This window comes from Micromonospora salmantinae, assembly GCF_022230905.1.
Taxonomy (GTDB): domain Bacteria; phylum Actinomycetota; class Actinomycetes; order Mycobacteriales; family Micromonosporaceae; genus Micromonospora; species Micromonospora salmantinae.
Map to the genome: position 1 here is coordinate 1 of NZ_JAKKFG010000002.1, position 26,563 is coordinate 26,563.

18 protein-coding genes are annotated in these 26,563 nt (G+C 70.0%); 13 read left to right on the forward strand and 5 right to left on the reverse strand.

Annotated elements, in window-relative coordinates:
- Positions 1-485 precede the first annotated feature (485 nt).
- The 6 genes from PSH03_RS01320 (at position 486) to mmsB (ending at position 10,271) form a co-directional block, all read left to right on the forward strand.
- Positions 486-2,591 (forward strand): family 43 glycosylhydrolase, encoded by a 2,106-nt coding sequence (locus PSH03_RS01320; protein ID WP_238688007.1) that lies wholly within the window; start codon positions 486-488, stop codon positions 2,589-2,591.
- A 412-nt stretch (positions 2,592-3,003) separates the two neighbouring features.
- Positions 3,004-3,990, forward strand: a complete 987-nt coding sequence (locus PSH03_RS01325) for a LacI family DNA-binding transcriptional regulator (protein WP_210781556.1) — start codon at positions 3,004-3,006, stop codon at positions 3,988-3,990.
- A 302-nt stretch (positions 3,991-4,292) separates the two neighbouring features.
- Entirely contained in the window at positions 4,293-5,948 is a 1,656-nt protein-coding gene (locus tag PSH03_RS01330) for a glycoside hydrolase family 27 protein (protein WP_210781555.1), read from the forward strand.
- Between the two features lie 312 nt (positions 5,949-6,260).
- Positions 6,261-7,403, forward strand: a complete 1,143-nt coding sequence (gene chvE / locus PSH03_RS01335; protein ID WP_091401170.1) for a multiple monosaccharide ABC transporter substrate-binding protein — start codon at positions 6,261-6,263, stop codon at positions 7,401-7,403.
- 82 nt (positions 7,404-7,485) lie between these two features.
- The gene (gene mmsA, locus PSH03_RS01340) at positions 7,486-9,024 is read left to right on the forward strand and encodes a multiple monosaccharide ABC transporter ATP-binding protein (protein WP_112585361.1); all 1,539 of its coding nucleotides are present in this window, start codon (positions 7,486-7,488) and stop codon (positions 9,022-9,024) included.
- Positions 9,021-10,271 carry a multiple monosaccharide ABC transporter permease gene (gene mmsB, locus PSH03_RS01345; RefSeq protein WP_210781552.1) on the forward strand — a complete coding sequence of 417 codons (1,251 nt, stop codon included), beginning with the start codon at positions 9,021-9,023 and terminating at the stop codon, positions 10,269-10,271. The genes mmsA and mmsB overlap by 4 nt, the downstream gene beginning before the upstream one ends.
- Positions 10,272-10,438: 167 nt before the next feature.
- Here mmsB and PSH03_RS01350 read toward each other — a convergent pair whose 3' ends face one another.
- The gene (locus PSH03_RS01350) at positions 10,439-11,818 is read right to left on the reverse strand and encodes a CBM96 family carbohydrate-binding protein (protein WP_238688008.1); all 1,380 of its coding nucleotides are present in this window, start codon (positions 11,816-11,818) and stop codon (positions 10,439-10,441) included.
- A gap of 220 nt (positions 11,819-12,038) precedes the next feature.
- Here PSH03_RS01350 and PSH03_RS01355 point away from each other — a divergent pair, with 220 nt between their 5' ends.
- The 4 genes from PSH03_RS01355 (at position 12,039) to PSH03_RS01370 (ending at position 17,323) form a co-directional block, all read left to right on the forward strand.
- Entirely contained in the window at positions 12,039-13,364 is a 1,326-nt protein-coding gene (locus PSH03_RS01355) for an MFS transporter (RefSeq protein ID WP_238688009.1), read from the forward strand.
- Positions 13,361-14,344: a TolB-like translocation protein gene (locus PSH03_RS01360; RefSeq protein WP_238688010.1), complete on the forward strand. Its 984-nt coding sequence runs from the start codon at positions 13,361-13,363 to the stop codon at positions 14,342-14,344. The genes PSH03_RS01355 and PSH03_RS01360 overlap by 4 nt, the downstream gene beginning before the upstream one ends.
- Positions 14,345-14,465: 121 nt before the next feature.
- Positions 14,466-15,992 carry an alkaline phosphatase D family protein gene (locus PSH03_RS01365; protein ID WP_238688011.1) on the forward strand — a complete coding sequence of 509 codons (1,527 nt, stop codon included), beginning with the start codon at positions 14,466-14,468 and terminating at the stop codon, positions 15,990-15,992.
- 14 nt (positions 15,993-16,006) lie between these two features.
- Positions 16,007-17,323 carry a hypothetical protein gene (locus PSH03_RS01370; RefSeq protein WP_210784035.1) on the forward strand — a complete coding sequence of 439 codons (1,317 nt, stop codon included), beginning with the start codon at positions 16,007-16,009 and terminating at the stop codon, positions 17,321-17,323.
- An 82-nt stretch (positions 17,324-17,405) separates the two neighbouring features.
- Here PSH03_RS01370 and PSH03_RS01375 read toward each other — a convergent pair whose 3' ends face one another.
- From PSH03_RS01375 to PSH03_RS01385, 3 genes are read right to left on the reverse strand one after another with little or no spacing between them, the layout of a single operon-like run.
- Entirely contained in the window at positions 17,406-17,972 is a 567-nt protein-coding gene (locus PSH03_RS01375; RefSeq protein WP_210784036.1) for a TetR/AcrR family transcriptional regulator, read from the reverse strand.
- A 51-nt stretch (positions 17,973-18,023) separates the two neighbouring features.
- Positions 18,024-18,689: a hypothetical protein gene (locus PSH03_RS01380; protein ID WP_210784037.1), complete on the reverse strand. Its 666-nt coding sequence runs from the start codon at positions 18,687-18,689 to the stop codon at positions 18,024-18,026.
- Positions 18,686-21,133, reverse strand: a complete 2,448-nt coding sequence (locus PSH03_RS01385; protein ID WP_238688012.1) for a PEP/pyruvate-binding domain-containing protein — start codon at positions 21,131-21,133, stop codon at positions 18,686-18,688. Before PSH03_RS01385 ends, PSH03_RS01380 begins: the two co-directional genes overlap by 4 nt.
- Positions 21,134-21,255: 122 nt before the next feature.
- Between PSH03_RS01385 and PSH03_RS01390 the strand changes: the two genes are divergently transcribed.
- The 3 genes from PSH03_RS01390 to PSH03_RS01400 all read left to right on the forward strand — a co-directional run bounded on the left by PSH03_RS01390 (position 21,256) and on the right by PSH03_RS01400 (position 25,391).
- Positions 21,256-21,915, forward strand: a complete 660-nt coding sequence (locus PSH03_RS01390) for a M23 family metallopeptidase (RefSeq protein WP_210784039.1) — start codon at positions 21,256-21,258, stop codon at positions 21,913-21,915.
- Positions 21,916-21,989: 74 nt separating this feature from the next.
- On the forward strand, positions 21,990-22,220 hold the full coding sequence (locus PSH03_RS01395) for a DUF2188 domain-containing protein (RefSeq protein WP_210784040.1): 231 nt from the start codon (positions 21,990-21,992) through the stop codon (positions 22,218-22,220).
- Positions 22,221-22,382: 162 nt separating this feature from the next.
- Positions 22,383-25,391 carry a fibronectin type III domain-containing protein gene (locus PSH03_RS01400; RefSeq protein WP_238688013.1) on the forward strand — a complete coding sequence of 1,003 codons (3,009 nt, stop codon included), beginning with the start codon at positions 22,383-22,385 and terminating at the stop codon, positions 25,389-25,391.
- A 180-nt stretch (positions 25,392-25,571) separates the two neighbouring features.
- Here PSH03_RS01400 and PSH03_RS01405 read toward each other — a convergent pair whose 3' ends face one another.
- The gene (locus tag PSH03_RS01405) at positions 25,572-26,555 is read right to left on the reverse strand and encodes a COG1361 family protein (RefSeq protein WP_238688014.1); all 984 of its coding nucleotides are present in this window, start codon (positions 26,553-26,555) and stop codon (positions 25,572-25,574) included.
- Positions 26,556-26,563 lie beyond the last annotated feature (8 nt).

Consider the following 26,563-nt stretch of genomic DNA (forward strand, 5'->3'; position numbering starts at 1 on the left):
GGTCTGCGCTCATCAGCTGGTTGCAGTACCTCGAGGAGCTCGTCCGCACCGAGCTCGTCGTCATCGACGCCGCCACGGAGCCCCGCCGTTTCGCCGACGAGCTGCGCTGGAACCAGGCGTACTACCGGCTGGCCCGCGGCTTCTGATTCGCGCGGCCTGATCGTACGAAGAACGGGTGGTCCACCCCTGCCTGCAGGCAGGGGTGGACCACCCGTTCGCGTGTGCGCCAGCCGGGCCGCGAGGCGATTGTGTTACGCCTTGACTAACAGCATGTTATCGCTCACAGTCTATAACCAAGATGGTCGATGTCGTTGGCTGCTCCGGCCGCGCGCACGTCCTACCCCCGCGGTTTCGGCACCTCGTCACCGCAACGGTCGGGCGATCGGTGTTAGCGATCACATGGCCGGGCGTGGTCAGCTCGGTGCCCCGCCCGGTGCCGCGGACGCCGACCCAGACCGCACGGTTCGCGTCAGCAGAGGAGGATCATGCTTTCCATCGGTCGGGTTCCCCGGGGTGCGCCACAACGGCGCGGGTGGCTGTCGAGACTCGCCGTCGCCGCGATGGTGCTGGTGGTCGGTGGCGCGGCTGCGGCCGTCGCCTCGTCGCCCGCGTCAGCGGCCACCGTCGACACCAGCGCCTGGTACGTGTTGGTGAACCGCAACAGTGGCAAGGCCGTGGACGTTTACAACCTGGCCACGAACGACGGTGCGCGGATCACCCAGTGGACGCGCAACAACGGCAACCAGCAGCAGTGGCAGTTCGTGGACTCCGGAGGCGGCTACTACCGACTCAAGTCGAGGTTGTCGGGCAAGGTGCTGGACGTCTCCGGCCGCTCGACCGCCAACGGCGCCAGCGTCGTGCAGTGGAGCGACCTCAACGGCACCAACCAGCAGTTCCGGCTGGCCGACTCGGACGGCGGGTACGTCCGGTTGATCAACCGGAACAGCAACAAGGTGATGGAGGTGCAGGGCGCCTCGACCGCCGACGGTGGCAACATCGTGCAGTACGACGACTGGAACGGCACCAACCAGCAGTGGCAGCTCGTCCGCGTCGACGGCGGGACCGACCCCACGACGCCGCCCCCGTCCAACGGCACGTACCCGAACCCGGTGGTCTGGCAGGACTTCGCCGACGTCGACATCATCCGGGTGGACAACGCCTACTACATGTCGGCGTCCACCATGCACTACTCGCCTGGCGCGCCGGTCCTGCGCTCGTACGACCTGGTGAACTGGGAGTTCGCCGGTCACTCGGTGCCCCGACTCGACTTCGGGTCGAAGTACGACATGAGCGGTGGTAACGCCTACGTCGACGGCATCTGGGCGTCGACGCTGAACTATCGGCCGAGCAACCGGACGTACTACTGGGCCGGGTGCATCGACTTCGCGCAGACCCACATCTACACCGCGTCCGCCGTCGACGGCGCCTGGAGCAAGCACACCACCATCCCCAACTGCTACTACGACGCGGGGATGCTGATCGACGACAACGACACCATGTACGTGGCGTACGGCAACGGCACCATCAGCGTGGCGCAGCTGTCCGCGGACGGAAAGTCCCAGGTTCGTGCCCAGCAGGTGTACACCACGCCGTCGAGCATCGGAACGCTGGAGGGCGCGCGCTTCTACAAGCGCAACGGCGCCTACTACATCTGGCTCACCCGCCCGGCCAACGGCCAGTACGTGCTGAAGTCGACGAACGGCCCGTTCGGCCCGTACGAGCAGCGGCAGGTGCTGCTCAACCTGCCCGGCCCGATCTCCGGTGGCGGTGTGCCGCACCAGGGTGGGCTGGTGCAGACCCAGAACGGCGACTGGTACTACATGTCCTTCGTCGACGCGTACCCCGGTGGTCGGATGCCGGCCATGGCCCCGATCACCTGGACCGGCGACGGTTGGCCGGTGCTGCAGACGGTCAACGGCACGTGGGGCAGCTCGTACCCGAAGCCGAACCTGCCCGCGCCGCCCCGGGCGGTCAAGCCGCTCACCGGCGCCGACACCTTCGCCGGCACCACGCTCGGCCCGCAGTGGGAGTGGAACCACAACCCGGACAACAGCAAGTGGTCGGTCAACAACGGGCTGAACCTGCAGACCGCCACCGTCACCAGCGACCTTTACAAGGCGCGCAACACGCTGACCCACCGCATCCAGGGCCCCACCTCGACCGCGACGATCGAGTTGGACTACTCCACCATGCGCGACGGTGATCGCACCGGCCTGGCGGTGCTGCGCAACTCGTCGGCCTGGATCGGAGTCCGACGGGACAACGGGTCCACCCGACTGGTCATGCAGAACGGGCTGACGATGGACGGCAGCTGGAACACCACCAGCACCGGCAGCGAGGTGGCGAGCACCGCCGTCTCCGGTGGCCGGATCTGGTTGCGCGCCAACGCCGACATCAGACCCGGCTCCGGCCGACAGGCCCGTTTCTCGTACAGCACCGACGGGGTCAACTTCACCTCGTTCGGCAACGCCCTGACGCTGGCGAACAACTGGCAGTTCTTCATGGGCTACCGGTTCGCCATCTTCAACCACGCGACGCAGGCGCTCGGTGGCGCGGTCACCGTGCGGCGCTTCGACCTGACCACTCCGTGACGCCGGTCACACGACGATCGCTCTGACCGGTGGCGCTGGCGACGCAGCCCTGGCGGCATGTGAAGTCCGCGCCACCGCGTCAGATCCTCGCCGGCCTGTTCCACGCTCTGTCCAGGAGCGAGGGCAGGCCGGCGTACCACATCAGGACCGTGCCTCGTACCTGTTGGTTGGCGAGTCCGGACGGGCACGGCGTTGTACGGCTTCGGCACGTCGAGCGGTCCCCACACGGGCGTGCCGTGTTCGGGGCCGTTGCTGGCGTAGACTGTCGGCGATCCAGCGCTGGTCACCTGGGATTCAGCACCGGCGTGGTGACTGAGCGAGGGGGATCGGGCCGGGCCGCTCCAGTCGACGTCGACGGGCTGCGGGCCGGAGATGTAGCGGGGGGAGTGAAATGGCCGTCCACGGTCCCGCGATGACGGACGTTGCTCGTCTCGCCGGTGTCTCCCATCAGACGGTGTCGCGGGTGCTCAACGGGCACCCCAACGTCCGTGAGCAGACCCGGCTTCGGGTTCGCGCGGCGATCGCCGAACTCGGCTACCGCCCCAACGGCGCGGCACGCGCCCTGGTGACCGGTCGATCACAGGTCATCGGTGTGGTCGCGCAGAACACGACGCTCTACGGTCCGGCCTCGCTGCTGGCCGCGTTGGAGCAGACCGCCGCCGAAGAGGGCTTCGCGGTCAGCGTCGGCAGCGTGCGAAACCTGGACCACCGCTCCATCTCGGCGGCCGTCGAGCGGCACCTGTCGCACCGGGTCGCCGGCATCGTGGTCATCGCCCCGGTCGAGTCGGCCGGTGAGGCGCTGGAGCGCCTGCCCAAGGATGTCCCGCTGGTCACTGTCGACGGTGACCCGAGCCGGCCGGTGCCGCTGGTGACTGTCGACCAGGTGGCGGGCGCCCGGGCGGCGACGCAACATCTGCTCGACGCCGGGCACCGCACCGTCTGGCACGTCTCCGGGCCGACCGACTGGTTCGACAGCGTGGGTCGGATCGACGGCTGGCGGCAGGCGTTGCTGGCCGCCGGTCTGGATCCGCCGCCGCCGATGCCGGGGGACTGGTCAGCGGCGTCGGGTTACCGGTGCGGGCAGATGTTGGCGCGGATGCCGGAGGTCACCGCCGTCTTCACCGCCAACGACCATCTCGCGCTGGGCGTGCTGCGGGCGCTGCACGAGTTCGGTCGACGGGTGCCGCACGAGATCAGCGTGGTCGGCTTCGACGACGTGCCGGAGGCGGCGTACTTCATTCCGCCGCTGACCACGGTTCGACCGGACTTCGACGCGGTGGCGCGAGCGAGCCTGCAGATGCTGCTGTCCCAGATCGAGTCGGGCACCGGTGGGGCGCTGCGGCAGACCATCGCCCCCGCTCTGGTCGCCCGCGAGAGCGTCGCTCCACCTCGTCACTGACGGTCGGGCCAACCGGAGGTCGCCCCGCGTGGTGCGGCCCCGCCAGGGTGCACGCGCGTGGGGGTCCGCGTCAGCGCGTGCCAATTCTTGGCTTCCTCGCCGGATAAGACGCGACTCGATGCGTTGCTCAGCGTGACCAATCGATGTCGAGCGATACGGCGCGGTGGAGGTATTGAACCTCGTGAAATGTCGCCGTAACATGATGGGCGTCTCTGTTAACGCTAACAAAAATTGGCGTCCAACTATCGGCGTGCCGACCAGAGATCGTAATCACGGGCGGGCGTCACCGACAAGGAGGCTCGATGAACCGCAATACCCGAGGTCGTCGCTGGGGGAGCGCACTGGCGGCCGGAATTCTGCTCGCCGGCGCCCTGGTCGGCCTTCGCGCGCCGACCGCGCAGGCACTGGACAACGGCGTGGCGCGCACTCCACCCATGGGTTGGAATTCGTGGAACCAGTTCGGCTGCAACATCAACGAGGCGCTGATCCGGCAGACGGCGGATGCGATCGTCAGCACCGGCATGCGGGACCTGGGCTACAACTACGTCGTGGTCGACGACTGCTGGTTCAACCCCAACCGGGACAGCTCCGGCAACATCCAGGGCGACCCCGGCCGGTTCCCCAGCGGGATGAAGGCGCTCGGCGACTACCTGCACGCCCGGAACCTGAAGTTCGGCCTCTACCAGGTGCCGGTCGACAAGACCTGCGCGCAGTACTTCGGCGCCTACCCCGGGGCGACCGGCAGTCGGGGCCACGAGGTGCAGGACGCGCGCCAGTTCGCCGCCTGGGGCGTCGACTTCCTCAAGTACGACTGGTGCTCGCCGGAGGGCAGCATCAACGACCAGGTGGCCACCTTCGCCAAGATGCGTGACGCGCTGGCCGCCACCGGTCGACCGATCGTCTACAGCATCAACCCGAACAGTATCCACGCCAAGACCGGCCCCCAGCGCAACTGGGGCGACGTGGCGAACATGTGGCGCACCACCGAGGACATCACCAACGCCTGGGACACCGGCCAGACCAACGGCTACCCGATGGGCATCCAGAACATCATCAACGTGACCGTTCCGCTGGCGTCCTACGCGAGACCGGGTGGGTTCAACGACCCCGACATGATGGAGATCGGCCGCGGCGGCATGAACGACACGGAGATGCGCAGCCACTTCGCGATGTGGGCGATCATGGCGTCTCCGCTGATCGCCGGCAACGACGTGCGGAACATGAACGCCGCCACGCAGGCGATCCTCAAGAACGCCAACCTGATCGCGATCAACCAGGACTCGCTCGGTTTGCAGGGGACCCAGGTGTCGTTCGACGGCACGCGTCGGGTGCTGGCCAAGCGGCTCGCCAATGGTGACATCGCCGTCGCCCTCTTCAACCAGGGCGGCTCGACGACGACGATCTCGACCACGGCCGCGGCCATCGGCAAGTCCGGCTCGTCGTTCACGCTGGTGGACGCGTGGACCGGTGGCACCAGCACCAGCAGCGGGACCATCAGCGCCAGCGTCCCCGCGCACGGCACTGTGGTGTACCGGGTCAGCGGTGGCGGGACGACTCCTCCGACGACGCCGCCGCCGACCACGTCGAGCGCGTACGCCAGCGCCGCCTCCGGCCGCTGCCTCGACGTGCCGAACAGCAACACGGCCAACGGCACGCAGCCGGTCATCTGGGACTGCAACGGCGCCGCCAACCAGCGCTGGACCAGCAGCGGCCAGACCCTGCAGGCCCTCGGCAAGTGCCTGGACGCGCCGCCGAACGCCGCGGCCGGCGCCAAGGTGCAGATCTGGGACTGCAACGGCGGGACCAACCAGCAGTGGACGGTCAACGCCAACGGCACGATCAGCAACAACCAGTCGGGGCTCTGCCTGGACGTCAACGCCAACGCCACTGCCAACGGCACCACGGTGATCCTCTGGACCTGCACCGCGGCGGCGAACCAGCGGTGGTCGCAGCGGTAGCCGACCGGGTCGGTCGACCGCCGAGGTCGCGGCGACCCACCTGATCCGGCGATAGTGCCGATGCCCGCGGACGACAGACGTCGTCCGCGGGCATCGGTCTGTAGAGTGCTGCGGACGACCACGCTGAGTCGCCGCGTCCTGCCCTTCCGGCGGATCGGCCACATGGCTACGCTCGCCTGGATGCTCCGTTACGAGACCGTGACACCGGTATTTCGGATCTGGTGTTGACGCAGTCTATGTGAGCGCTAACACTACCCGAAAGATGACAGTTGGCCCCGGCAGTCGGCGGGGGAGTCCAGAGAGGAGAAGCCCGTGGGCAGGAAATTCCTGGTTGCTCTCGGCGGCGCGGCACTCGCGCTGAGTTTGGCGGCGTGCAGCGGCGGGGGTGCGGGCAGCGGTGAGAAGTCCGGCGACGAGAAGCCGAGCGATTTGACGATCGGTGTGTCGATGCCGACCCAGACCTCGGAGCGGTGGATCGCCGACGGCAACGCGGTGAAGTCGAAGCTGGAGGCCAAGGGCTACAAGGTCGACCTCCAGTACGCCGGCGACGACATCCCCACGCAGTCGCAGCAGGTCGACCAGATGATCACCCAGGGTGCCGATGTTCTGGTCCTCGCGGCGATCGACGGCACCGCGCTCAGCAGCCAGCTGCAGGCCGCCGCGGCCGCGAAGATCCCGGTCATCTCCTACGACCGACTGATCCGTGGCAGCAAGGACGTCGACTTCTACGTCAGCTTCGACAACTACAAGGTTGGCGTCGCCCAGGGCACCGCGCTGCTCGTCGGTCTCGGCCTGCTGAACAAGGACGGCTCGAAGGGCACGGCCAAGGGGCCGCTGAACGTCGAGCTCTTCGCCGGATCGCTGGATGACAACAACACCCAGTACTTCTTCGGCGGCGCGATGGACACGCTGAAGCCGTTCATCGAGAACGGCACGCTGGTCGTCAAGTCCAAGCAGACCACCCCCGAGCAGGTAGCCATCCTGCGGTGGCAGCAGGAGACCGCGCAGAAGCGGATGGAGAACCTGCTCACCTCCAGCTACAACGACGGCTCGAAGGTCGACGGGGTGCTCTCGCCGTACGACGGCATCTCCCGCGGCATCATCACCGCCCTGCAGAACGCCGGCTATGGCAAGGGCGCGAAGAAGCTCCCGGTGGTGACCGGCCAGGACGCGGAGATCGCCTCGATCAAGCTGATCAACGACGGCGTACAGAGCTCCACGGTCTTCAAGGACACCCGGCTGCTGGCCGAGCAGGCCGTGAACGCGGCCGAGGCGTTCCTGCAGAAGAAGCAGCCGCAGGCCAACGACACCCAGACGTACAACAACGGCGTCAAGGTAGTCCCGGCGTACCTGCTGCCGATCGCGACGGTCTACAAGGACGACATCAAGGCGACGCTGATCGACTCCGGCTACTGGACGGCGGAAGAGGTCGCCGCCGGTCAGGCCAAGAAGTAAGCCACTCGTCGGGCCCGGCGGTCACCCGCCGGGCCCGACGCCTGGGCGCGTACACGTCCAGACCTGACGGAGGACAGTGACAATGGACGACACCATCCTCGAGATGCGTCGCATCACCAAGACCTTCCCCGGCGTGACCGCGCTGGAGGACGTCACCCTCGCAGTGCGCCGCGGGGAGATTCACGCCATCTGTGGTGAGAACGGCGCCGGCAAGTCCACCCTGATGAAGGTGCTGTCCGGCGTCTACCCGTCCGGCTCGTACGACGGCGAGATCCTCTTCGACGGCAAGCCGATGCAGTTCCGTGGCATCCGCGACAGCGAGGCCAACGGCATCGTCATCATCCACCAGGAGCTCGCCCTGGTGCCGTACCTGTCGATCGCGGAGAACATCTTCCTCGGCAACGAGCGGCGCGGCCGCAGCGGGCTCATCGACTGGAACTTCGCCAACGCCGAGGCGGCGAAGCTGTTGGCGTCCGTCGGGCTGCACGAGAACCCGGTCACCCCGGTCATCCAGCTCGGCGTCGGCAAGCAACAGCTCGTGGAGATCGCCAAGGCGCTGTCGAAGAAGGTGCGCCTGCTCATCCTGGACGAGCCGACGGCCGCGCTCAACGACATCGACTCGGCGCACCTGCTCGACCTGTTGCGGGCCCTCAAGGAGCAGGGCATCACCTGCATCATGATCTCGCACAAGCTCAACGAGATCACCGCCATCGCCGACTCGACCACCGTCATCCGCGACGGGCGCGCCGTGGAGACCCTCGACATGCGGTCGGACGAGGTGACCCAGCAGCGGATCATCCGGGGCATGGTCGGGCGCGACCTGGACAGCTTCTACCCCGACCGCGAGTCGTCCCCCGGTGACGAGGTCCTGCGCATCGAGGACTGGACGGTGCGTCACCCGGTCCAGGACCGGATGGTCGTCGAGGGCGTCGGGCTGTCCGTACGCGCCGGCGAGGTCGTCGGCATCGCGGGCCTCATGGGGGCCGGGCGGACCGAGCTGGCCATGAGCGTGTTCGGTCGGTCCTACGGGCGCGACATCCGGGGCCGACTCTTCGTCCACGGCCGGGAGGTGCAGGCACGCACCGTCGCCGAGGCGATCGACAACGGCATCGCCTACGTCACCGAGGACCGCAAGCGCTACGGCCTCAACCTCATCGACGACGTGCGGCGCAACGTGTCCGCCGCCGCGTTGGACCGGCTGTCCCGCCTGGGCTGGGTGAACGGCAACGAGGAGATCAAGGTTGCCGAGGCGAGCCGCAAGGAGATGAACATCCGGACGCCGAGCGTCATGGCGGTGGTCGGCAAGCTCTCCGGCGGCAACCAGCAGAAGGTCGTGCTGTCGAAGTGGCTGTTCACCGACCCGGACGTGCTGATCCTCGACGAGCCCACCCGCGGGATCGACGTCGGCGCCAAGTACGAGATCTACACGATCATCAACCGGCTGGTGGCCGCCGGTAAGGCGGTGATCGTCATCTCCTCCGAGCTGCCGGAGCTGCTCGGAATGTGCGACCGCATCTACACCCTCGCCGCCGGCCGGATCACCGGCGAGATGCCGGTGGCCGAGGCGACTCAGGAGAGCCTCATGGAGCTGATGACCAAGGACAAGGAGCTCGTCGGATGACCAGCATCAAGACCCCTTCGACGGAGCGCCCCACGCCCCCGGACAGCACGCCCGGCGCCGCCCTGCACAGCGGGACGAGCGACCTGCGGGCGCTGGTGTTGAACAACCTGCGGCAGAGCGGGATCTACGTCGCCCTGGTCGTCATCGTCGCGCTCTTCGCGGTCCTGACCGACGGGGTGTTGCTGAGCCCCGGCAACATCACCAACATCGTCCTCCAGTACTCGTACATCCTGGTCCTCGCGATCGGGATGGTCATCCTGATCATCGGCGGGCACATCGACCTGTCGGTCGGATCGGTCGTCGCGCTCACCGGAGCGGTCTCCGCCGTCCTGGTGATTCAGCAGGGTCACCCCTGGTGGATCGGCGTCGTGGCCGCGCTGGTCGTCGGCGTCGCGGTCGGCGCGTGGCACGGGTTCTGGGTGGCGTACGCCGGCATTCCGGCCTTCATCGTGACCCTGGCCGGCATGCTGTTGTTCCGGGGTCTGACCCTGCGGGTGCTCGACAACATCTCGCTGTCGCCGTTCCCGTCCGAGTACCAGCAGGTCGCGGCGGGCTTCCTCAACGGCCTGCTCGGCGGGCAGGGCTTCGACGCCTTCACACTGCTGATCGGCGCCATCGCCGTGGCCGGCTACGCGGTCAGCGGCTTCCGCACCCGCGTGGCGCGGATCCGCTACCAGCAGCCCGTCGAGTCGTTCCCGCTCTTCGTCGCCCGGGTCGTGCTGATCGGCGCGGTCCTCATGTACTTCGCCTGGCAGCTGGCGCACGCCCGAGGGCTGCCGATCGTGCTGATCATCCTGGCGGTCCTGGTGCTGGTCTACGGCCTGCTCACCCGGCGTACCGTCTTCGGTCGCCAGGTCTACGCGATCGGCGGCAACCTGTCGGCGGCGGCGCTGTCCGGGGTGAAGGTCCGCACGGTCAACTTCTGGATGTTCGTCAACATGGGCTTCCTGGCGGCGGTGGCCGGCGTCATCTACTCGTCGCGGTCCAATGGCGCCCAGCCCGCCGCCGGCAACATGTTCGAGCTGGACGCGATCGCCGCGGCCTTCATCGGCGGCGCGGCGGTCACCGGTGGCGTGGGCACCGTGGTGGGCGCGATGGTCGGTGGTCTGATCATGGCGGTGATGAGCAACGGCATGCAGCTGATGGGCATCGACCAGTCGACCCAGTCGGTGGTGAAGGGTCTCGTCCTGCTCGTCGCTGTCGCCTTCGACGTCTACAACAAGCGTCGCGCCGGCACGGCCCGCTGACGCCCGGTCCATACGCAGGGGGCCCCTGACCGCGCTGCGGTCAGGGGCCCCCTGCGTTCCCACCCGACTCCGCGATCTTGCACTTTGTGTCGACGATCTGCGGCTTGTGCGGCAGAAGTCGGGACAGAAAGTGCAAGATCGACGGGGTGGGGTGGGGTGGGGTGGGGTTAGTGGCAGGTGTTGGTGCCGGTGTCTGTGTAGGTCTGGCCGGCTACTGGCACGAACTGCCAGTCGTAGCTGGTGGAGTGCAGGGTGAACTTGAGGACGCCCCAGGCTGAGCTGTTGCGCGCCTCGCTGTTGGGTTGGATGGTGCCGAAGCCGTAGTGGCCTGCGCCGCCCATCCCGGCGACGAAGCTGCGCAGACCTCGGCTGGAGTCGGCGCCACCGGCCGGGTTCATCGGGGCGAACCGCTCGTACACGTGGTTGTGCCCCCAGACCACGACGTCGGCGTTGTAGTCGTAGAGGGCCTGGTACAGCGGACGCGTCGACGTCGACGGCGCGTGGTTGGAGCTGGACGTGAACAGCGGGTGGTGCCAGTACGCGATGGTGCACGGCTTGCTGCTGGCCGCCAGGTCCGCGCGCAGCCACTGCTCCTGAGTCGAGCCGGCCGACATGCTGATGTTCGAGTTCAGCGACACGACGTGCCAGTTGCCGAGGTCGAATGAGTAGTAGCCGCGACCGCTCGGGCCGGCCGACGTACCGAAGTAGTTGTAGTAGCCGGTCGCGCCCGACGTGTTGTAGTCGTGGTTGCCCGGCGACGGGCGGGTGCGGGACTTGTGCCGACCCCAGGTGGGCTCGTAGTAGTTGTTGAACTGCGACGCCGTTCCGCTGTCGTAGACGTTGTCGCCGGTGGTGAAGACCGTTCCCGGGATGCTGTCGAGCAGCGTCGCGGTGGCGCTGTCGCCGGAGCCCGAGTCGGCGATGTCGCCGGCACCGACGAACACGGGGTCGCCCGACGGGGGTGGCGTCGTGCTCCCGGTGGTGACCACCAGTTGCGGGGCGTCCGCGCCACTCTCTCGGGTGTCGTAGTAGGCGCCGTCGCCGCTGGTCGAGGTGGCGCCGAAGCTGTACGTGCCGTTGCCGGTGACCGCGGCAGTGACGTCGACCTCGTACCAGGTGTTGCCGCTGACCGCGCCGATCGTGCCGAGCGTGGCGCCGTCGATCGTCGGCTGGTTGTTCCAGGTGGTGCCGGTCTCCGACCAGGTCGTGTTGGACATCCGGCGGAACGTGCCGCCGGCGTCGCTGCCGCTGTTGCCGCTGATCGTGCGCAGTCGCAGCTTGGCGCCGGTCACCGTGCCGCTGACACCGCTCACTGTGAAGCGCAGGAACGAACGCCGCACGGGCGAGTTGTCGACCACTACCTGCGTGGACGTGCCGTAGTTGGTGGCGGCCGTGTCGCTCTGGACGTAGGTGTCGGCGACCGGCGTGAAGGTCACGCTCGCCGCCGACGCCGCGCCAGCGCCGGTCACGACGACGGCGGCGGTCGCGGCGACGATCACCGTGACCACCCCCAGCGTCACCGACGGACGGGGGAATCGAATGTCCATCCAGGACTCCTTGCCTCGTGGGTAGAGCGCAAGGAATGTAGGAAGGTCGATGAGACGGTGGGCGGCGGGCGGATGAACAGTGCGTCCCGGCAGGCGAACACCTCGGTGTTGGAAGTCCGTTCACCCGACCCTCGTCCGGATGCCACCCGTGGTCCGTTGTTCCCCCTCCACTGAGTACGGACGATGGCTGCCCGTCGACCGCCGATCAGAGGAGATGCTCGTGTACCTGTCGACCGTCTCCCGACCGGTCGCCGATGAACCCGCACCGGGGCTCCGACGGCGCCGGTTCGCGATGGTCAGCGGCAACGTCGTCGCGCTCGGCACTGTCAGTCTGATCACCGACGTGTCGGCCGAGATGGTGGCCGCGGTCCTGCCGCTCTATCTCGTGCTGGGCCTGCACCTCAGCCCGGTGGCCTTCGGCGTGCTGGACGGTGTCCACACCGGCGCGACCGCGCTGCTGCGGGTCGTCGGTGGTTTCGCCGCCGACCGGTTCCGACGGCGCAAGCTGATCGCCGGCATCGGCTACACGCTCTCGGCGGTCGCGAAGCTCGGCCTGCTGCTCGCCGGCCGGTCGATACCCGCCATCGGCGTCGTCATCGCCGTCGACCGGCTCGGCAAGGGTGTACGCAGCGCGCCGCGCGACGCGCTGATCACGCTCTCCACGCCACCCGAGGCGCTGGGTCGGGCGTTCGGGGTGCACCGGGCGATGGACAGCGTCGGGGCGTTCCTCGGGCCACTCGCCGCGTTCGCGGTCCTGCTGGTCGTCGGGCAGTCGTACGACGCGGTCTTCGTCACCAGCTTCTGCATCGCGGCCCTGGCCGTCGTGGTGCTCGTGCTCTTCGTCCGGGAGCAGCCGTCCGGCGAGGCGGCGGGCGGTGACCCGGCGGGCGGCGAGGCGGCGGGCGGCGAGGCGGCGGGCGAGGCCAGCGACGCGAAGGTCTCCGTCCGTGAGGCGTTCGGGCTGCTGCGCGGCGGACCGGCCCGGCGGTTGGTGCTTGCCGCCGCGATGCTCGGGCTGGCCACCATCGGCGACGGCTTCGTCTACCTGCTGCTGCAACGCCGGATGGACCTCGGCCTGCGCTGGTTCCCGCTGCTCGCGGTGGGGACCAGCCTGGCGTACCTGCTGCTCGCCGCCCCGCTCGGCGTACTCGCCGACCGGATCGGTCGCCTGCCCGTGGTGATCGGCGGCTACACCGCCCTCGCTGCGACGTACCTGCTGCTGGCCGGCCCTGTCGACGGTTGGCCGCTGATCGCCCTGGCGCTGACGCTGTACGGCGCCTTCTACGCCGCCACCGACGGCGTGCTCATCGCGCTCGCCGGTCCGGTGCTGCCGGCGCGTCTGCGGACCACCGGAATCGCGTTGGTGCAGACCGGGCAGGCCCTCGCGTACCTCGTCTCCTCCGTGCTGTTCGGTCTGGCCTGGCAGGCGTGGGGGCCGGAGAACGCGATCCGCGCGGCGGCCGTGGCCGTCGCCGGCGTCCTGGTCGGCACGCTGCTCCTGCTGGCCTCCCCGTCCCGACTCACCACCCGGAAGGTGCTCCGATGACCGCGATGTCGACCCGAGCGAAGCTCGGCGTGGTGGTCGCCTCGGCGGTGCTGCTGGGCACCGTGGCGGCCGGCTACGCCGCCACGGCCGCGCAGGCTCCCCGGACGCCGCCCCCCGCCGGCGGCGAGCAGGCGGTCACCCTGGCACCCGGGCCGCGCCTGCTGGCGATCACCGACCGGCACGTCTCCACAGTCGCCGCGACTGACCCCGCCGGGCCGCGCACCGTCGCCGGCCTGGAGTGCCTCCGGGTGTACGCGGCGGCCGGCACCGGGGTCTGCCTGAAGCCGGAGACCGCCTGGTCGTACCAGGTTGTCGTGCTCGACGCGACGCTGCGCCAGACGAGGGCGGTCAGTGTGCCGGGGCTGCCGAACCGGGCCCGGGTCTCGGCGTCCGGCCGGATGGTCTCCTGGACGACGTTCGTCGGTGGCGACTCGTACACCTCCAGTGGCTTCTCCACCCGCACCGGGATCCTCGACACCCGTACCGGCACCACTGTGGTCTCCCTCGAGGAGTTCGGGATCACCCGGGACGGCCGGGCCTACCGCAACGCGGACGTCAACTACTGGGGCGTCACCTTCACCGCCGACGACAACCGCTTCTACGCGACAATGGCGACCGGGGGTAGGAGGTATCTCGTCCGGGGTGACCTCGCGGCCCGTAGCGTCGAGACGCTGAAGGAGAACGTCGAGTGCCCGTCGCTGTCACCGGACGGCACCCGGCTCGCGTTCAAGGAGGCGGTCGACGCCGACCCGGCGAAGGGCTGGCGGCTGTCGGTCCTGGACCTGTCGAGCATGCGGGTCACCGCGACCGCCGAGGTCCGCAGCGTCGATGACCAGGCCGCGTGGCTGGACAACGAAAAGCTGGCCTACACGCTGCGCCGGGACGACGGCCAGCCCGACGTCTGGAGCGTTCCGGCGCACGGGTCCGGCACGCCGGCGCTGGTGATCCCCGGCGCCGAGTCGCCGTCCCCGCTCACCTGACGGTCCGGTCCCCGGCCCCGGCGTCCGGACACCTGAACGCCTTTGCGCGGACAGCATTCCGTCATGCCGGATTCCGCCGCGCTGCCATCGCCGTTCATCGACGTTCCCGAGGCTGTTGACCATGACAAGGCTGAGCCGTCGCATTTTCGTCCTCGGTGGACTGGTGACCGCCGGAGCAGCGGTGACACCCCGCCAGGGTGCCCGCGCCGCGGTGCCGTACCCCTTCAAACTCGGTGTGGCGTCCGGTGACCCGGCGCCCGACAGTGTGGTCCTCTGGACCCGGCTGGCACCCTCCCCGCTCAACGCCGACGGGCACTGCGGCATGGCCAACGCCGACGTGACAGTGGAGTGGCAGGTGTCCGCCACCGACCGGTTCACCTCGCTGGTCGCCTCCGGCTCGGTGGTCGCCCGGTACGCCGACGCGCACTCCGTGCACGCCATCGCGGGCGGGCTCGCCGCCGACTCCGACTACTACTACCGGTTCCGGGCACAGGGCCAGATCTCGCCGGTCGGGCGGACCCGGACCGCCCCGGCGCCCGGCGCCTTCGGCCGCGACCTGGTGATGGCCTTCGCCTCCTGCGCCCACTACGAGGCCGGCTACTACACCGCGTACCGGCGGATGGCCGAGGACAACCCCGGCCTGGTCCTGCACCTCGGCGACTACATCTACGAGGGCGGCGTCGGCAGCTCCACGGTGCGGCAGCACGTCGGCGCCGAGATCGTGTCGCTGGCCGACTACCGCCGCCGGTACGCGCTGTACAAGTCCGACCCGGACCTGCAGGCGGCCCACGCGGCGGCGCCCTGGCTGGTGGTGCCGGACGACCACGAGGTGGAGAACAACTACGCCAACATGGTCCGCAACGACAGCAGCCCCACGCTGACCGCCGCCCAGTGGACCGCCCGGCGCACCGCCGCGTACCGGGCCTACTACGAGAACATGCCGCTGCGACCGGCGTCCGCCGCCAACGGCAACAGCATCCCGCTGTACCGACGGGTCCGGTGGGGGCAGCTCGCCACCTTCCACATGCTCGACACCCGGCAGTTCCGTGACGACCAGGCCTGCGGCGACGGTTGGAAGGTCTGCGCCGACGCGGACCTGGCGTCCCGGTCGCTGACCGGCGCCACCCAGGAGGCGTGGCTGCTCGACGGGCTGGCCCAGCGCTACGGCACCTGGGACATCCTCGGCCAGCAGGTCTTCTTCGCCCAGCAACTCGACGCGAACGGGGCGGCGAGCATGGACGCGTGGGACGGCTACCGGGCCTCCCGCAGCCGCATCCAGACCGGCTGGCAGCAGCGTGGGGTACGCAACCCGCTGGTGCTCACCGGCGACGTGCACCGGTCGTGGGCCAACGACCTCAAGGCCGACTACGCCAACCCCGCCTCGGCCACCATCGGCACCGAGCTGGTCTGCACCTCGATCAGCTCCACCGGCAACGGCAGCGGCAGCACCACGGTCCCGAACGCGGCGGCCAACCCGCACCTGAAGTTCTACTCGGACCGGCGCGGCTACGTCCGTACCACGATCAGCCGCAGCCAGGTCCGCGCGGACTTCCGCGCGGTGAACACAGTGACCGAGCACGGCGCGGCGGCGTCCACAGTGCGCTCGTTCGTCATCCTCGACGGCCAGCCCGGCCTGCAGGCCGGGTAAGGGAGAGAACCACAATGACCGCGATCACCGCACTGCTCACCGCGTCCCTGCTGGTCCCGAACGTGGTCTCCGGCCCGACCGCGATGACCGCCGAGGCGGTCACCTGGACCACCGCGAACAGCGTCGCCACCGGCGACCAGGACCTGCCCTCCATCGCCATGAACCGCAACGGCCACGTCGCCGTGGTCTGGGAGGACGACCGGGACGGCACCGCACCGCAGGACGACACCCACAGCGAGATCTACCTGCGGCTGTTCCGCGACGGCACGTCCGCGTACGAGCTGAAGCTCTCCACCGGGGGAACCAGCGGGGCCGCCTGGCGGCACCTCAGCCCCGACGTCGGGCTCGACGACCGGGGCAACGCCGTGGTGGTCTGGGCCGCCGACGGCGACGGCAACGGCGTCTACAACATCCAGTACCGGGTGGTGTCACCCGCCGGCACGGTGCTCGGCTCGGGGCAGGCCAACGCCAGCGACGCCGGGCAGCAGATCTGGCCGAAGGTCGCGGTCGACCCGGACGGCGCGCCCACCAACGCCGCCGCCGTCGGCTTCACAGTGGTCTGGGAGGACGTGCAGGGCACCGCTCCCGCCACCGTCAAGGCCGCCGGCTTCACCGCCGCCACCACCAAGGCGTACGAGGTGACCGCCTCGCAGACGACGGGCCCGCACCACCGCCCCGACGTCGCGGTGTCCGCCTCCGGCGAGGCGCTGGTGGTCTGGGACGAGGACGCCGACGCCAACGGCTCGTACAACATCGGGCTGACCCGGCTGGCGCGGTCCAACGGTGCCGTGGCGCTGTCGCGGCGGACGGCCAACGCCCAGAGCGGCGGACAGCAGCAGCGTGCCTCGGTGGCGGCGAACTTCGCCGGTGACTTCACAGTCGGGTGGGAATCCGACCACACCGGCACCCGGGGTGTCTGGGCTCGATCGTTCACCGCAGCGGGCACGGCACGGCACGGCGAGGTTCCGGTCTCCACCGGCACCGGTGCCATCGCTCCCGGGATCGGCATCGACGACCAGGACAACGTGGTGGTGGGCTGGACGGTGTCCGGCGCCAACCCGGACGTCTGGGCGCGCGGCCTCAACCCGGACGGCACGTCCACCGGCCGGCTGGCGGCCCAGGCGCTGAGCCAGACCACGACGGGCCGCCAGGAGCACTTCGCGGTCGCCGCGTCGCCCTGGGGCGAGGTGAGCGTCTGCTACACCGACGACAACGACGGCAACACCTTCGACCAGGTGCTCCTCGGCCTGGGGACGACGAACTCCACCTGGCTGATGTCCGCCGACGAGCTGCGCCGACTGAAGGCTCGGGCGGGCGTCACGACCCACTGAGCCGGGCGGGATCCAGTCGGGTCGGGTGAAGTCGCGGTGTCCCGCTACCGGGGGCACCGCGACTTCGGCACCACCGAGTCGATCAGCCGAAGAGCAGGTCGAGGTGGGCGTCCAGCGCGCCCAGCGCCTGTTCGGCTGTGTACTGCCCGCCCAGCAGGTAGACACCGAGCCCTTCCATCAGCGCCAGCAGGCCGGCCGCGGCGGCGGGGCCGTGCCGGTCGGGCAGGACGCCGGCGATGAACCCGGTGAATTGCGCGGTGTCCTCGTGCAGGCTGGGCGCGGCCGACGGTCGCACCGCCGTGTAGGCGAGGAACGCGAGCGCCACCCGTCCGTTGTCGCGGGTGCCGTCGTCGAGTGGCAGGAGCGCAGCGAGCATCGTGCGCAGCAGCAGTCGAGGCGACGGGGTCTCGCCCAGCCGTGCCACCGCCTCGGTGACCCGGAGTTGGCTGCGCTCGCGCACCACGCTCAACGCGAACGCCATCATCTCGTCCTTGGTCCGGAAGTAGTGCTGGACCATCCCGGCGGACACGCCGGCCTCGGCGGCCACGTGTCGGAGGCTGACGGCCTCCAGGCCCTGATCAGCGGCGACCCGCATCAGCGCGTCCGCGATGAGGGTGCGTCGCTCCTGGTGATCGACCTTCTTGGGCATGGCCTCGATCGTTTCACAGTGGGTGGCCCGGGGACTCCGCCAGCGCGGCGGTCACCGGCTGACGGTCTGGCTCACCGGAGTGCCCCGCGCGCTGCGCAGCAGGCCGTCCGGGTCGTCGGCGTACAGTCGCAGCTCGTTTACCGGCGTGGACCCGGTCTTCGGCAGGTCGAAGGTCAGCGGCCGGCGCAGCAGGACGTCGATGCTGGTCTGGCTGCCGACCGAGATGGACACCACCCGCCGGTCGCCCTCCTGCTCGACCTGTACCGATTTGCTCGACGGCAGCGAACGGTAGCGCTTTCGCAACGCCTCGACGTCAGTCCACGGGATCCAGACGTCGATGCCCCAGCTGAGCCGTACCCGCAGGCCCCGGTCGCCCACGACGTGGGGGTGGATCGTCATGCTGGCGAACAGGCCGATCATCCAGAGCAGACCCCAGATGCCGAGGCCGAGCACGATCCAGCGGGCGGGCCGCCACGGCACCACGTGGGTGACCACGACGTCGAAGATCGGGATCTCCACGACCGACAGGCCGATGAAGATGCCCAGGATCGGCTTGACCACGCCGAGGTAGCCGAACGGCTCGTCGCCGGGCCCCAGCGGCAGTGGACGACGCCGCGCCCACACGTACAGGCTGCGCCACGTCGCGGCCTCGGCTTCGGCCGCCCGCCGCAGCAGCGGGCCCACCCGTGCCCTGGCCGGTGTCTTCGTGTCGGTCATTGTCGTCCTTCTTGCTCGAGGGCCGACGGTCCGTGCGGCGTGACGGTTCCGGCGCCGCCGTCCACCGTGACGAGCTGCCCGGTGGTGATGGTCCGGGTGGCGTCCGGCACGCAGATGACGGCGGGAATGCCGTACTCACGGGCCACCGTCGGGCCGTGCGCCATGATCGCGCCGGTCTCGGTGACCAGCGCCGCCGCGGTGAGGAACAGCGGGGTCCAGCCGGGGTCCGTGGTCGCGGCCACCAGGACTTCGCCGGGCTCGACATGGGCGGTGCTCGGGTCGTGCACCACCCGGGCGGGGCCGGTCACCCGGCCCGCCGACGCACCCACTCCGGCGAGCGTCCCGTCGCCGGCCGATGCGGCCGTCAGGACGGTCTCGACATCCGTACCGTCGGAGAGCAGTGCCACCGGCACCGTCCGACGCCGCAGCTCCCGGCGGTGCACGGTCCGTCGGGAGGTGACGGTGCCGCGCAGATCAACACCCTGGTGTACGACGGTGTGCACCTCGTCGAGGGTCAGGAACATGATGTCGTCGGCCTTGTCCAGCAGGCCGGAGCCGTGCAGGTCGGCGCCGATGAGCAGCAGTTGGCGACGGGTCTCGCGCAGCGGGTACAGCCCGGCGAACTTGCCGGCCTCGCGCAGGCCGGCCAGCGACCGCGCCCGGCGCAACAGGAAAGCGGCGGCCCTGCCCCGCACCGGCCGCCGACGGCGCGTTCGGGTGACCAGTTCCTCCAGCGCTGTCTCCGCCGCTGACGCGGCCCGCTGGAAGCGCTGGTCGGGACCCTGTTGCGGATCGGTGACCCGCAGGTAGTTGGCGACCGCGGCGAAGACCGGCGTGGGGTCCTCCGCCCAGCGGGGCACCCCGAGGTCGACTTCGGCGACGCCCCGGTGCCCGTAGACGTCGAGGAAGGCCGCCATGCCGATGTCGGGCAGCGTTCCGCGCAGGTAAAGTGCGGCCAACTCGGCCGGCGGGGTGTCCAGGAGAAGCTGGCGGTGCTCGCCCACGCCCTGGGCGAGCCGCCACAGGGCCAGGTCCATCTCGATGGTGATGTTGTGCGGCATGCCGCCGAGCACGGTGTGGATCTCGTCCGGGCCGGCGACGCCCTTGAGCAGCGCGGTCGGCAGAGCGGCGGCGAGCATCCCGGCGACGATCGGCCACATGATCGCGTCGGCGCTGTCGTCGGCGTCGGCGTCGGCGTCCTGCGCCTGCACGAAGCGCAGCCGGTCGGCTGTGGTACGCAGGTCGGCGGGGGCCGCTGAGCTCACCCTCAGGTGCTCGATCGCCTCGAACATCCGGGTCCGCGCGGCCTCGGGACGGGCCAGCGCCCGCAGGATCCCCACGACCGCGCGGCGGGCCGTCCGCAGCGACGCGGCCCCCGGTGCCCCACCGTGCCGGGCGCCGCCGCTGGTCGGGGCGAACCGGGGATCGGCCAGCACGTGCTGCATCGCCGCCTGGGCGCGCGGCCCGAAGTCGACCGCCAGGAGCTTCACCAGTCGCTTGCGGGACGACCGGTCGCGGGCGAGGTCGGTCAGGTCGCCGTAGAGGCGGCCGCCGATGTCGACGATCTCGACCCGCACCCCGAGCGCGGCGAGCATCGCGGCGATCTGCGTGCGCAGGGTCGACATGCCCATCGGGGTGACCGGTTGCAGCATGCCCTGAACGTGCCCGAACTCCAGGTAGACGCGGGGGAGGGGCTTCTCGCTGAGCGGCGGGGCGGGGAACAGGCTGGTGATCGGCCGGGACTGGAGGAGCCACAGTACGTCGTCCGCGTCGATGGCCCACTCGACATCCTGCGGGCAGCCGAAGTGGGCCTGCAACCGCTCGCCGGTGGCGCGGAGGCGGGCCAGCTGCGTGGACGTCAGGCATCCGGCCTCGGTGCGGGTGACGTCGTCGAGGATGTAGTGGTCGACGGCTGCGGCGCCGTCCACCACTGTCGTGCCGAGGCCGGCAGCGGCGTCGACGGCCATCTCGTCGCGGCGCCCGGTCAGCGGATTCGCGGTGAACAGCACTCCCGCCACAGTGGGTGTGACCATGCGCTGCACGACGACGGCCATCAGCACCGTTTGGTGATCGATGCCGTGGGCGTGGCGGTAGGCGGTAGCGCGGTCGCCGTGCAGCGAAGCCCAGCATTTCTCGATGGCGGCGATCAGCTCGGCGGTGCCGGTGACGTTGAGGACGGTGTCCTGCTGCCCGGCGAAGCTCGCATCCGGCAGGTCCTCGGCGGTCGAGCTGGAGCGCACCGCCACCGGGCCCGCGCCGAGCCGCTGATACGCGGCGACGACCTCGGCCGTGGGGACGACGCCGAGCCGGTGTGCCTCGGTGGTGACGCAGAAGCCGTCGGGGACCCGCTCGCCGTGCCGGATCAGCTCGCCCAGCCCGGCCGCCTTGCCGCCGACCAGGGGGGTCATGGCGGCGGTCACCTCGGACAACGCGATCACGTGCATGGCAGCCCACTCTCGTTGCAATACAACTGCATTGCACCTGACGGTATCTCGTTTGCGATGCGACTGCAATGTCACCGCTGCGGGTACGCCACCTCGGGATCGGAACGTTGCCGGGATCTGCCATGCTCGGGCCGGTGACGACCGGTCGCCCCACCAGATCCCGCTCCCACCGCCGCCCTCGAAGCCGTGCCATCCGCGTCCTGCTCGTGCTCGTCGCGGCGGCGGCCGTCCTGGGTGTCGCGGTGGTCGCGGTGCCGATGCTGCGACCGGCCGGGCCGCGCCCGCTCTTCCAGATGCCGGTGACCTGCGGCGAGACGTGGCAGCTCAGCACCTACCCCGGTCACGACGACTACGACGTCGACTTCTTCCCGGTCGAGGGCGAGACGTGGGGGCGGCCGGTGCTCGCCTCGTACGCCGGCACTGTCACAGTGGCGGGCATCAACGGCTCGCTGGGTGGCCGGACCCCGGAGAACCCGGACGGCCCACGGGGGCGCGGCGGCGGCTACTGGGTGAAGATCGACCACGGCGGCAAGTGGGAGACGCAGTACCTGCACCTGCTCGAACCGCCGCTGGTCACCGTCGGTCAGAAGGTCGCCCAGGGGGACCAGATCGGGCGGCTCGGCAGCACCGGAAACTCCGGAGCCCCGCACCTGCACTACGAGCAGCGCCGCGGCTGGGACAAGGTCGAGACCCACTTCGACGGTACGCCGTCCGGCATCACCACCGACGAACGCGAACAGATCCTCCGGCGGGTGAGCAACAACTGCCCGGCCGTCTCCTGAGGACCGCAGTTTGCCCGACACGGCTCGGGGGCACTGATTCGGGAGACAGTTCAGACGCAGGGAGGGAGCGGGCCATGGCCAAGGGTGATGTCGACACGTACCACGAGGACGGGCAGTGGAAGAACAAGCCGGAGGGCCACGAGCGAGCCAGCAGCACGCATGACGTGAAGGCCGACGCGCAGGCCCAGGGCCGCGAGATGGCGGCCGACCGCGGCGTCGAACACGTGATCAAGAAGCAGGACGGCACGATCGGGGAGAAGAACACCTACCCCCGCAGCCGTGACCCCCGTGACATCGAGGGCTGACAGCTTCCCGTCCCAGCGGACCGACCCACCCGGCGTGACCGTGGGGTCGGTCCGCTTTTTGCGCGGCGGGAAGCCAGTCGGCTTTATCCCCGTACGAGAAATATGGGTGTTTTTGGGGGATATAGTCCAGATCGGGACTGGAGTGAAAGCTGGGAGTGGGGCATGTCGTTTCCGGGCCGGCGTCGTCCGAGCAGCATCACAGCGCTGACGGTAGCCGTGACCGTGGGAGTTCTCGCGGTCGCGCCGCTCCCCGCCTCGGCGGCCGGGTCCGTCCTGTTCGACCAGCCGTTCCACAACAACACCCCGAACGGCGTCGGCGCGGTGGCGGTGCCGGGCGTGCCGGCCGCCACCGCGAGCAACGTCGCCTGCCTGAGTGCGGCAGGCAACTCGACGATCGGCCCGCTACTGAGCTGCCCAACGTCAACCGATCCGCAGGGCTCGGGCAAGCTGCGGCTCACCCCGGCTGTCGCGAACCGGCAGGGCGGGGTGTTCGGCGCGGTGAGCGTGCCCACCTCCCAGGGGTTGCACGTCACCTTCAACACCTATCAGTACGGCGGAATCAGCATCGGAGCGGACGGCCTGGCGTTCGCGCTGGCCGCTGTCGACCCCGCCAACCCGCGGTCCCCGGCGGTGATCGGCCAGTCGGGCGGATCCCTGGGCTACTCGGCGGCGTTCAACGGTGGCTCGGTGGGTCTGTCCAACGGCTATCTGGGCATCGGGCTGGACGTCTTCGGCAACTTCAGCAACAGCCTCTACCAGGGCACCGGTTGCACGAATCCGCCCTACATCTCGACCACGAACACGCGGGTCCCCGGCCAGGTGGTGATCCGGGGTCCGGGCCGCAACGGGGTCGGGTACTGCGCGATCAACAGCACCGCCACCAGCACCTCGTCGCCCGCCGTGGCGTTGCGCGCCAGCACCCGGGCCGCCTCGGTGGTGCCGGTCGAGGTGGTCGCCAACACCACCGCGTCCTCGTTCACCACCGACAGCGGCATCACCGTTCCGGCCGGGGAGTACCGGGTCAGGTTCACCCCGGTCGGTGGGTCGGCGCGGACCCTGGCCGGCAGTCTTCCGGTCGTGTCGCCGAACCTGTACCCGTCGCCGTCCTGGCTGAACGCCAGCGGTTACCCCCGGCAGCTTGCCTTCGGCTGGGTTGGCTCCACCGGTTCGGTCACGGACTTCCACGAGATCGACAACGTTCGGACGGTGAGCTTCAACCAGGTGCCGGACCTGAACGTGTCGCAGACCAGCGCGGTCGGAGCCACCCCGCAGCCCGGTGACCCGGTCACCTACTCGATCACCGCCGGGGTCGATGCCGGCGCCGCCGAGACGTCGCCGATCTCGGTCACGCAGACCGTGCCCACCGGTGTCGTACCGCGCAGCGCGTCTGGCTCCGGCTGGGTCTGTGCGGCACCGTCAGGGCAGACCATCACCTGCACCAACAGCAACGGGCCGTTCGCCGGCGGCAGCTTTCTGGCACCCCTCACGGTCGTCGCGACCGTCACCGGCACCGGCGTGACGCCGGCGCTGATCCAGACCGCGACGGTGGCGACCTCATCGTCGATCGACGCGAACCCGGGTTACTCCACCGTCACCACACCCGTTGCGCCGGCCGCCGCACCGAGCGGCGTCACCGTCACCCCGGCGCAGAGCTCCATCGCCGGTGGCATCGCGGTCACCGTCGGCGGCAGCAATCTGACCGGCGCAACAGCGATCACCATCGGTACGGCCGCCGAACAGCAGGCCGGCACGTCGGTGCTGCTGGTGCCGTGCACCTCCGGCCCCGCCGCCGGCTGTTTCACAGTGAACCCCGACGGCACCCTCGGCATCTCCGCCATGCCGGCCCGGTCCAGCCCGGCGACGGTCACGGTCAGCGTCGTCACCCGGGGCTCCGCCGGGTCGGCGACCTACGTCTACGCGTCCACGCCGGGCACGCCAGCCACGCCCACCGCGGTCGCGGGCGTCACCAGCGCCACGGTGGGCTGGACCGCGCCGGCGAGCAACGGCAGCCCGATCACCAGCTACCTGATCACCCCGACCCGGGACGGCGTCACCCAAGCGACAGTCACCTTCGACGCCTCCGCCACCAGCCGCACCCTGACCGGGCTGACCGCCGGCGCGTCGTACACCTTCCGGGTGGCGGCGGTGAACGCGTACGGGACCGGTGTGGCCAGCCCACCCTCGGCGGCGGTGGTCCCGTACACAGTGCCGGGGGCGCCGACGAACACCTCGGCCACCGCCGGAACCAACGCCGCCACGGTGAGCTGGACGGCCCCGGCCAACGGGGGGTCGCCGATCACCGGTTACACAGTGACGCCGTACCTCGCCGGGGTGGCGCAGACACCCCGGGTCTTCAGCGGAACCGCCACGACCCAGATCGTCACCGGGCTGAGCGCCGGTGCCACGTACACCTTCCGGGTGGCCGCGACGAACGCCGGCGGGACCGGCCCACAGTCGGACCCCTCCGGGTCGGTGACTGTCAACGCGCCGCCGACGCTGACCTTCCCACCGCCTCCACCCGGCAGGGCGTACGACCCGTACCAGTACCAGCTCACGGTGACCGGCGGCACCGGCCCGTTCGCCTGGTCGGTCAGCGCCGGGAGCCTGCCCGCCGGGCTGACCCTCGACCCGGTCACCGGCCTGCTCTCCGGCACGCCCACCGTGTCCGGCACGTTCCCGTTCACCGTCCGGGTGACCGACTCGTTCGACCAGTCCGCGACCCGACCGGTCGATCTGGTCATCACTCCGCTCGGTGGGCTCTCCATCAGCGTCCCGGCGATCTCGGCGCTCGGCACCGTCACCTCCGGCGCGACCGGCGTCTCGGGCCAACTCGGCCCGGTGACCGTCACCGACGACCGAGGGCCGTTCTCCGGTAACTGGGTCACCGTCGTCTCCAGTACGAGCTTCACCACGGGCTCCGGCTCGGGTGGCGAGACCATCCCCAACAGCACCATCACGTACGCCTCCGGGCCTCTCCTTGCCAGCACCGGAGTCGGATCCTTCGTCCCGCAGCCCGGGGCGGTGCTGAACACGCCGCGTACGGCCGCCGGGTGGTCCGGCCAAACGGGAGGCCCGAACTCCGCCACCTGGAACCCCACGCTGTTCGTGACCCTCCCGTCCGAGGTGGTGGTCGGCGACTACGTGGCGGTCGTGACGCACTCCGTCATCTGAACCCCGCCCCACACCCTCGCCCACCGCCCCGCCTCGAGGATCATGGAGTTGTGGTGGGGGACAAATCATTCTGGTGGCGCCCGAGTCGACCACCACAAGTCCATGATCGACTCGGTCAGACGGTGCTGCCCGGCCGTTCCGGGGGGAACGGCCGGGCAGGTTGCTTGGCAGGGGCGGTGGTCAGGCCAGCTGGGTCCGGCGCCGCCGGACGAGATACCAGCCGCCAAGGGTGACCGGCACCAGCAGGGCGACGCCGCCGACCGTGTAGACCAGCCAACTCGGCCCGCCGGACGTCGCGACCGTCATCGGCGCCGCGACGGGTAGGACGATCTTCCCGGTCGCGGTGCGTTCCACGGTGCCGCTGGCGAGCTTCGCGTGCACGTCCCAGGTCCCGGCGGGCAGGGCCTGGTTGACCTCGATCCGAACCTGACCGCTCTGGCCGGGCAGGATCGTCACGCCGTTTGTCACCTTGAACGGACCGGCCTGGACCGCCGTCTTGGTCAGCGACAGAGTGCCGGTCATGTCCAGCGCGCGTTCGCCGGTATTGGTGACCTTCGCGGTGACCACGGGGAACTCGCCGGTGCCAGGCTCCGCGGCCAACCCTTCGATCCGGAAGTCCGTTGGCGGCTCACCACCCGGACCGATGTCGAGGTAGACCCGGATGCCCACCCGGTGGATCTGGGTGACGTTGCCGGTGCGTTCCTTCGCGCTGGTGACCTGCGCCCAGATCGCGGCGTACCGCTCGCCCTTCGATGCCTTCTTCGGCACGGCGAGCTCGACCTCGACCGGTCGTCGCTCACCCGGGTCCAACTCGATCGTGGCGGTCTTCAGCCGGATCCACCCGCTCAGTTCGTTGCCGGTACGCCCCTCGGGCACTGTGAAGGCGTTGTTCTCGACCGACGCGGCGCCGGAATAGAACTCGATCTTCTGCGTCTCGGCGGAGGTGTTCTGCACCTCGACCCGGCGGTTGATCGTCGCTCCGGGCTTCAGGTGATCCACGATGTAGACCTGGGCCCGGGGGTCCTGCACCCGACTGGCCGGGATGTCCAGCATCCGGATGCTGATCGCGGCTTCCTCGGCCGGCTCCTGTCGCTGCTCCCGCACGGCAACGGCCGGTGCCGCCGAAACCCCGAGCGCCCCGAGGGCGACCGAGGCCAGCAGCACCAGCCGGC

Coding starts and splice junctions, on each gene's coding strand:
- PSH03_RS01320 (WP_238688007.1), top strand. CDS start 486: ATGCTTTCCATCGGTCGGGTTCCCCGGGGTGCGCCACAACGGCGCGGG.
- PSH03_RS01325 (WP_210781556.1), top strand. CDS start 3,004: ATGACGGACGTTGCTCGTCTCGCCGGTGTCTCCCATCAGACGGTGTCG.
- PSH03_RS01330 (WP_210781555.1), top strand. CDS start 4,293: ATGAACCGCAATACCCGAGGTCGTCGCTGGGGGAGCGCACTGGCGGCC.
- mmsA (WP_112585361.1), top strand. CDS start 7,486: ATGGACGACACCATCCTCGAGATGCGTCGCATCACCAAGACCTTCCCC.
- mmsB (WP_210781552.1), top strand. CDS start 9,021: ATGACCAGCATCAAGACCCCTTCGACGGAGCGCCCCACGCCCCCGGAC.
- PSH03_RS01350 (WP_238688008.1), bottom strand. CDS start 11,818: ATGGACATTCGATTCCCCCGTCCGTCGGTGACGCTGGGGGTGGTCACG.
- PSH03_RS01360 (WP_238688010.1), top strand. CDS start 13,361: ATGACCGCGATGTCGACCCGAGCGAAGCTCGGCGTGGTGGTCGCCTCG.
- PSH03_RS01365 (WP_238688011.1), top strand. CDS start 14,466: ATGACAAGGCTGAGCCGTCGCATTTTCGTCCTCGGTGGACTGGTGACC.
- PSH03_RS01370 (WP_210784035.1), top strand. CDS start 16,007: ATGACCGCGATCACCGCACTGCTCACCGCGTCCCTGCTGGTCCCGAAC.
- PSH03_RS01375 (WP_210784036.1), bottom strand. CDS start 17,972: ATGCCCAAGAAGGTCGATCACCAGGAGCGACGCACCCTCATCGCGGAC.
- PSH03_RS01380 (WP_210784037.1), bottom strand. CDS start 18,689: ATGACCGACACGAAGACACCGGCCAGGGCACGGGTGGGCCCGCTGCTG.
- PSH03_RS01385 (WP_238688012.1), bottom strand. CDS start 21,133: ATGCACGTGATCGCGTTGTCCGAGGTGACCGCCGCCATGACCCCCCTG.
- PSH03_RS01390 (WP_210784039.1), top strand. CDS start 21,256: ATGCTCGGGCCGGTGACGACCGGTCGCCCCACCAGATCCCGCTCCCAC.
- PSH03_RS01395 (WP_210784040.1), top strand. CDS start 21,990: ATGGCCAAGGGTGATGTCGACACGTACCACGAGGACGGGCAGTGGAAG.
- PSH03_RS01400 (WP_238688013.1), top strand. CDS start 22,383: ATGTCGTTTCCGGGCCGGCGTCGTCCGAGCAGCATCACAGCGCTGACG.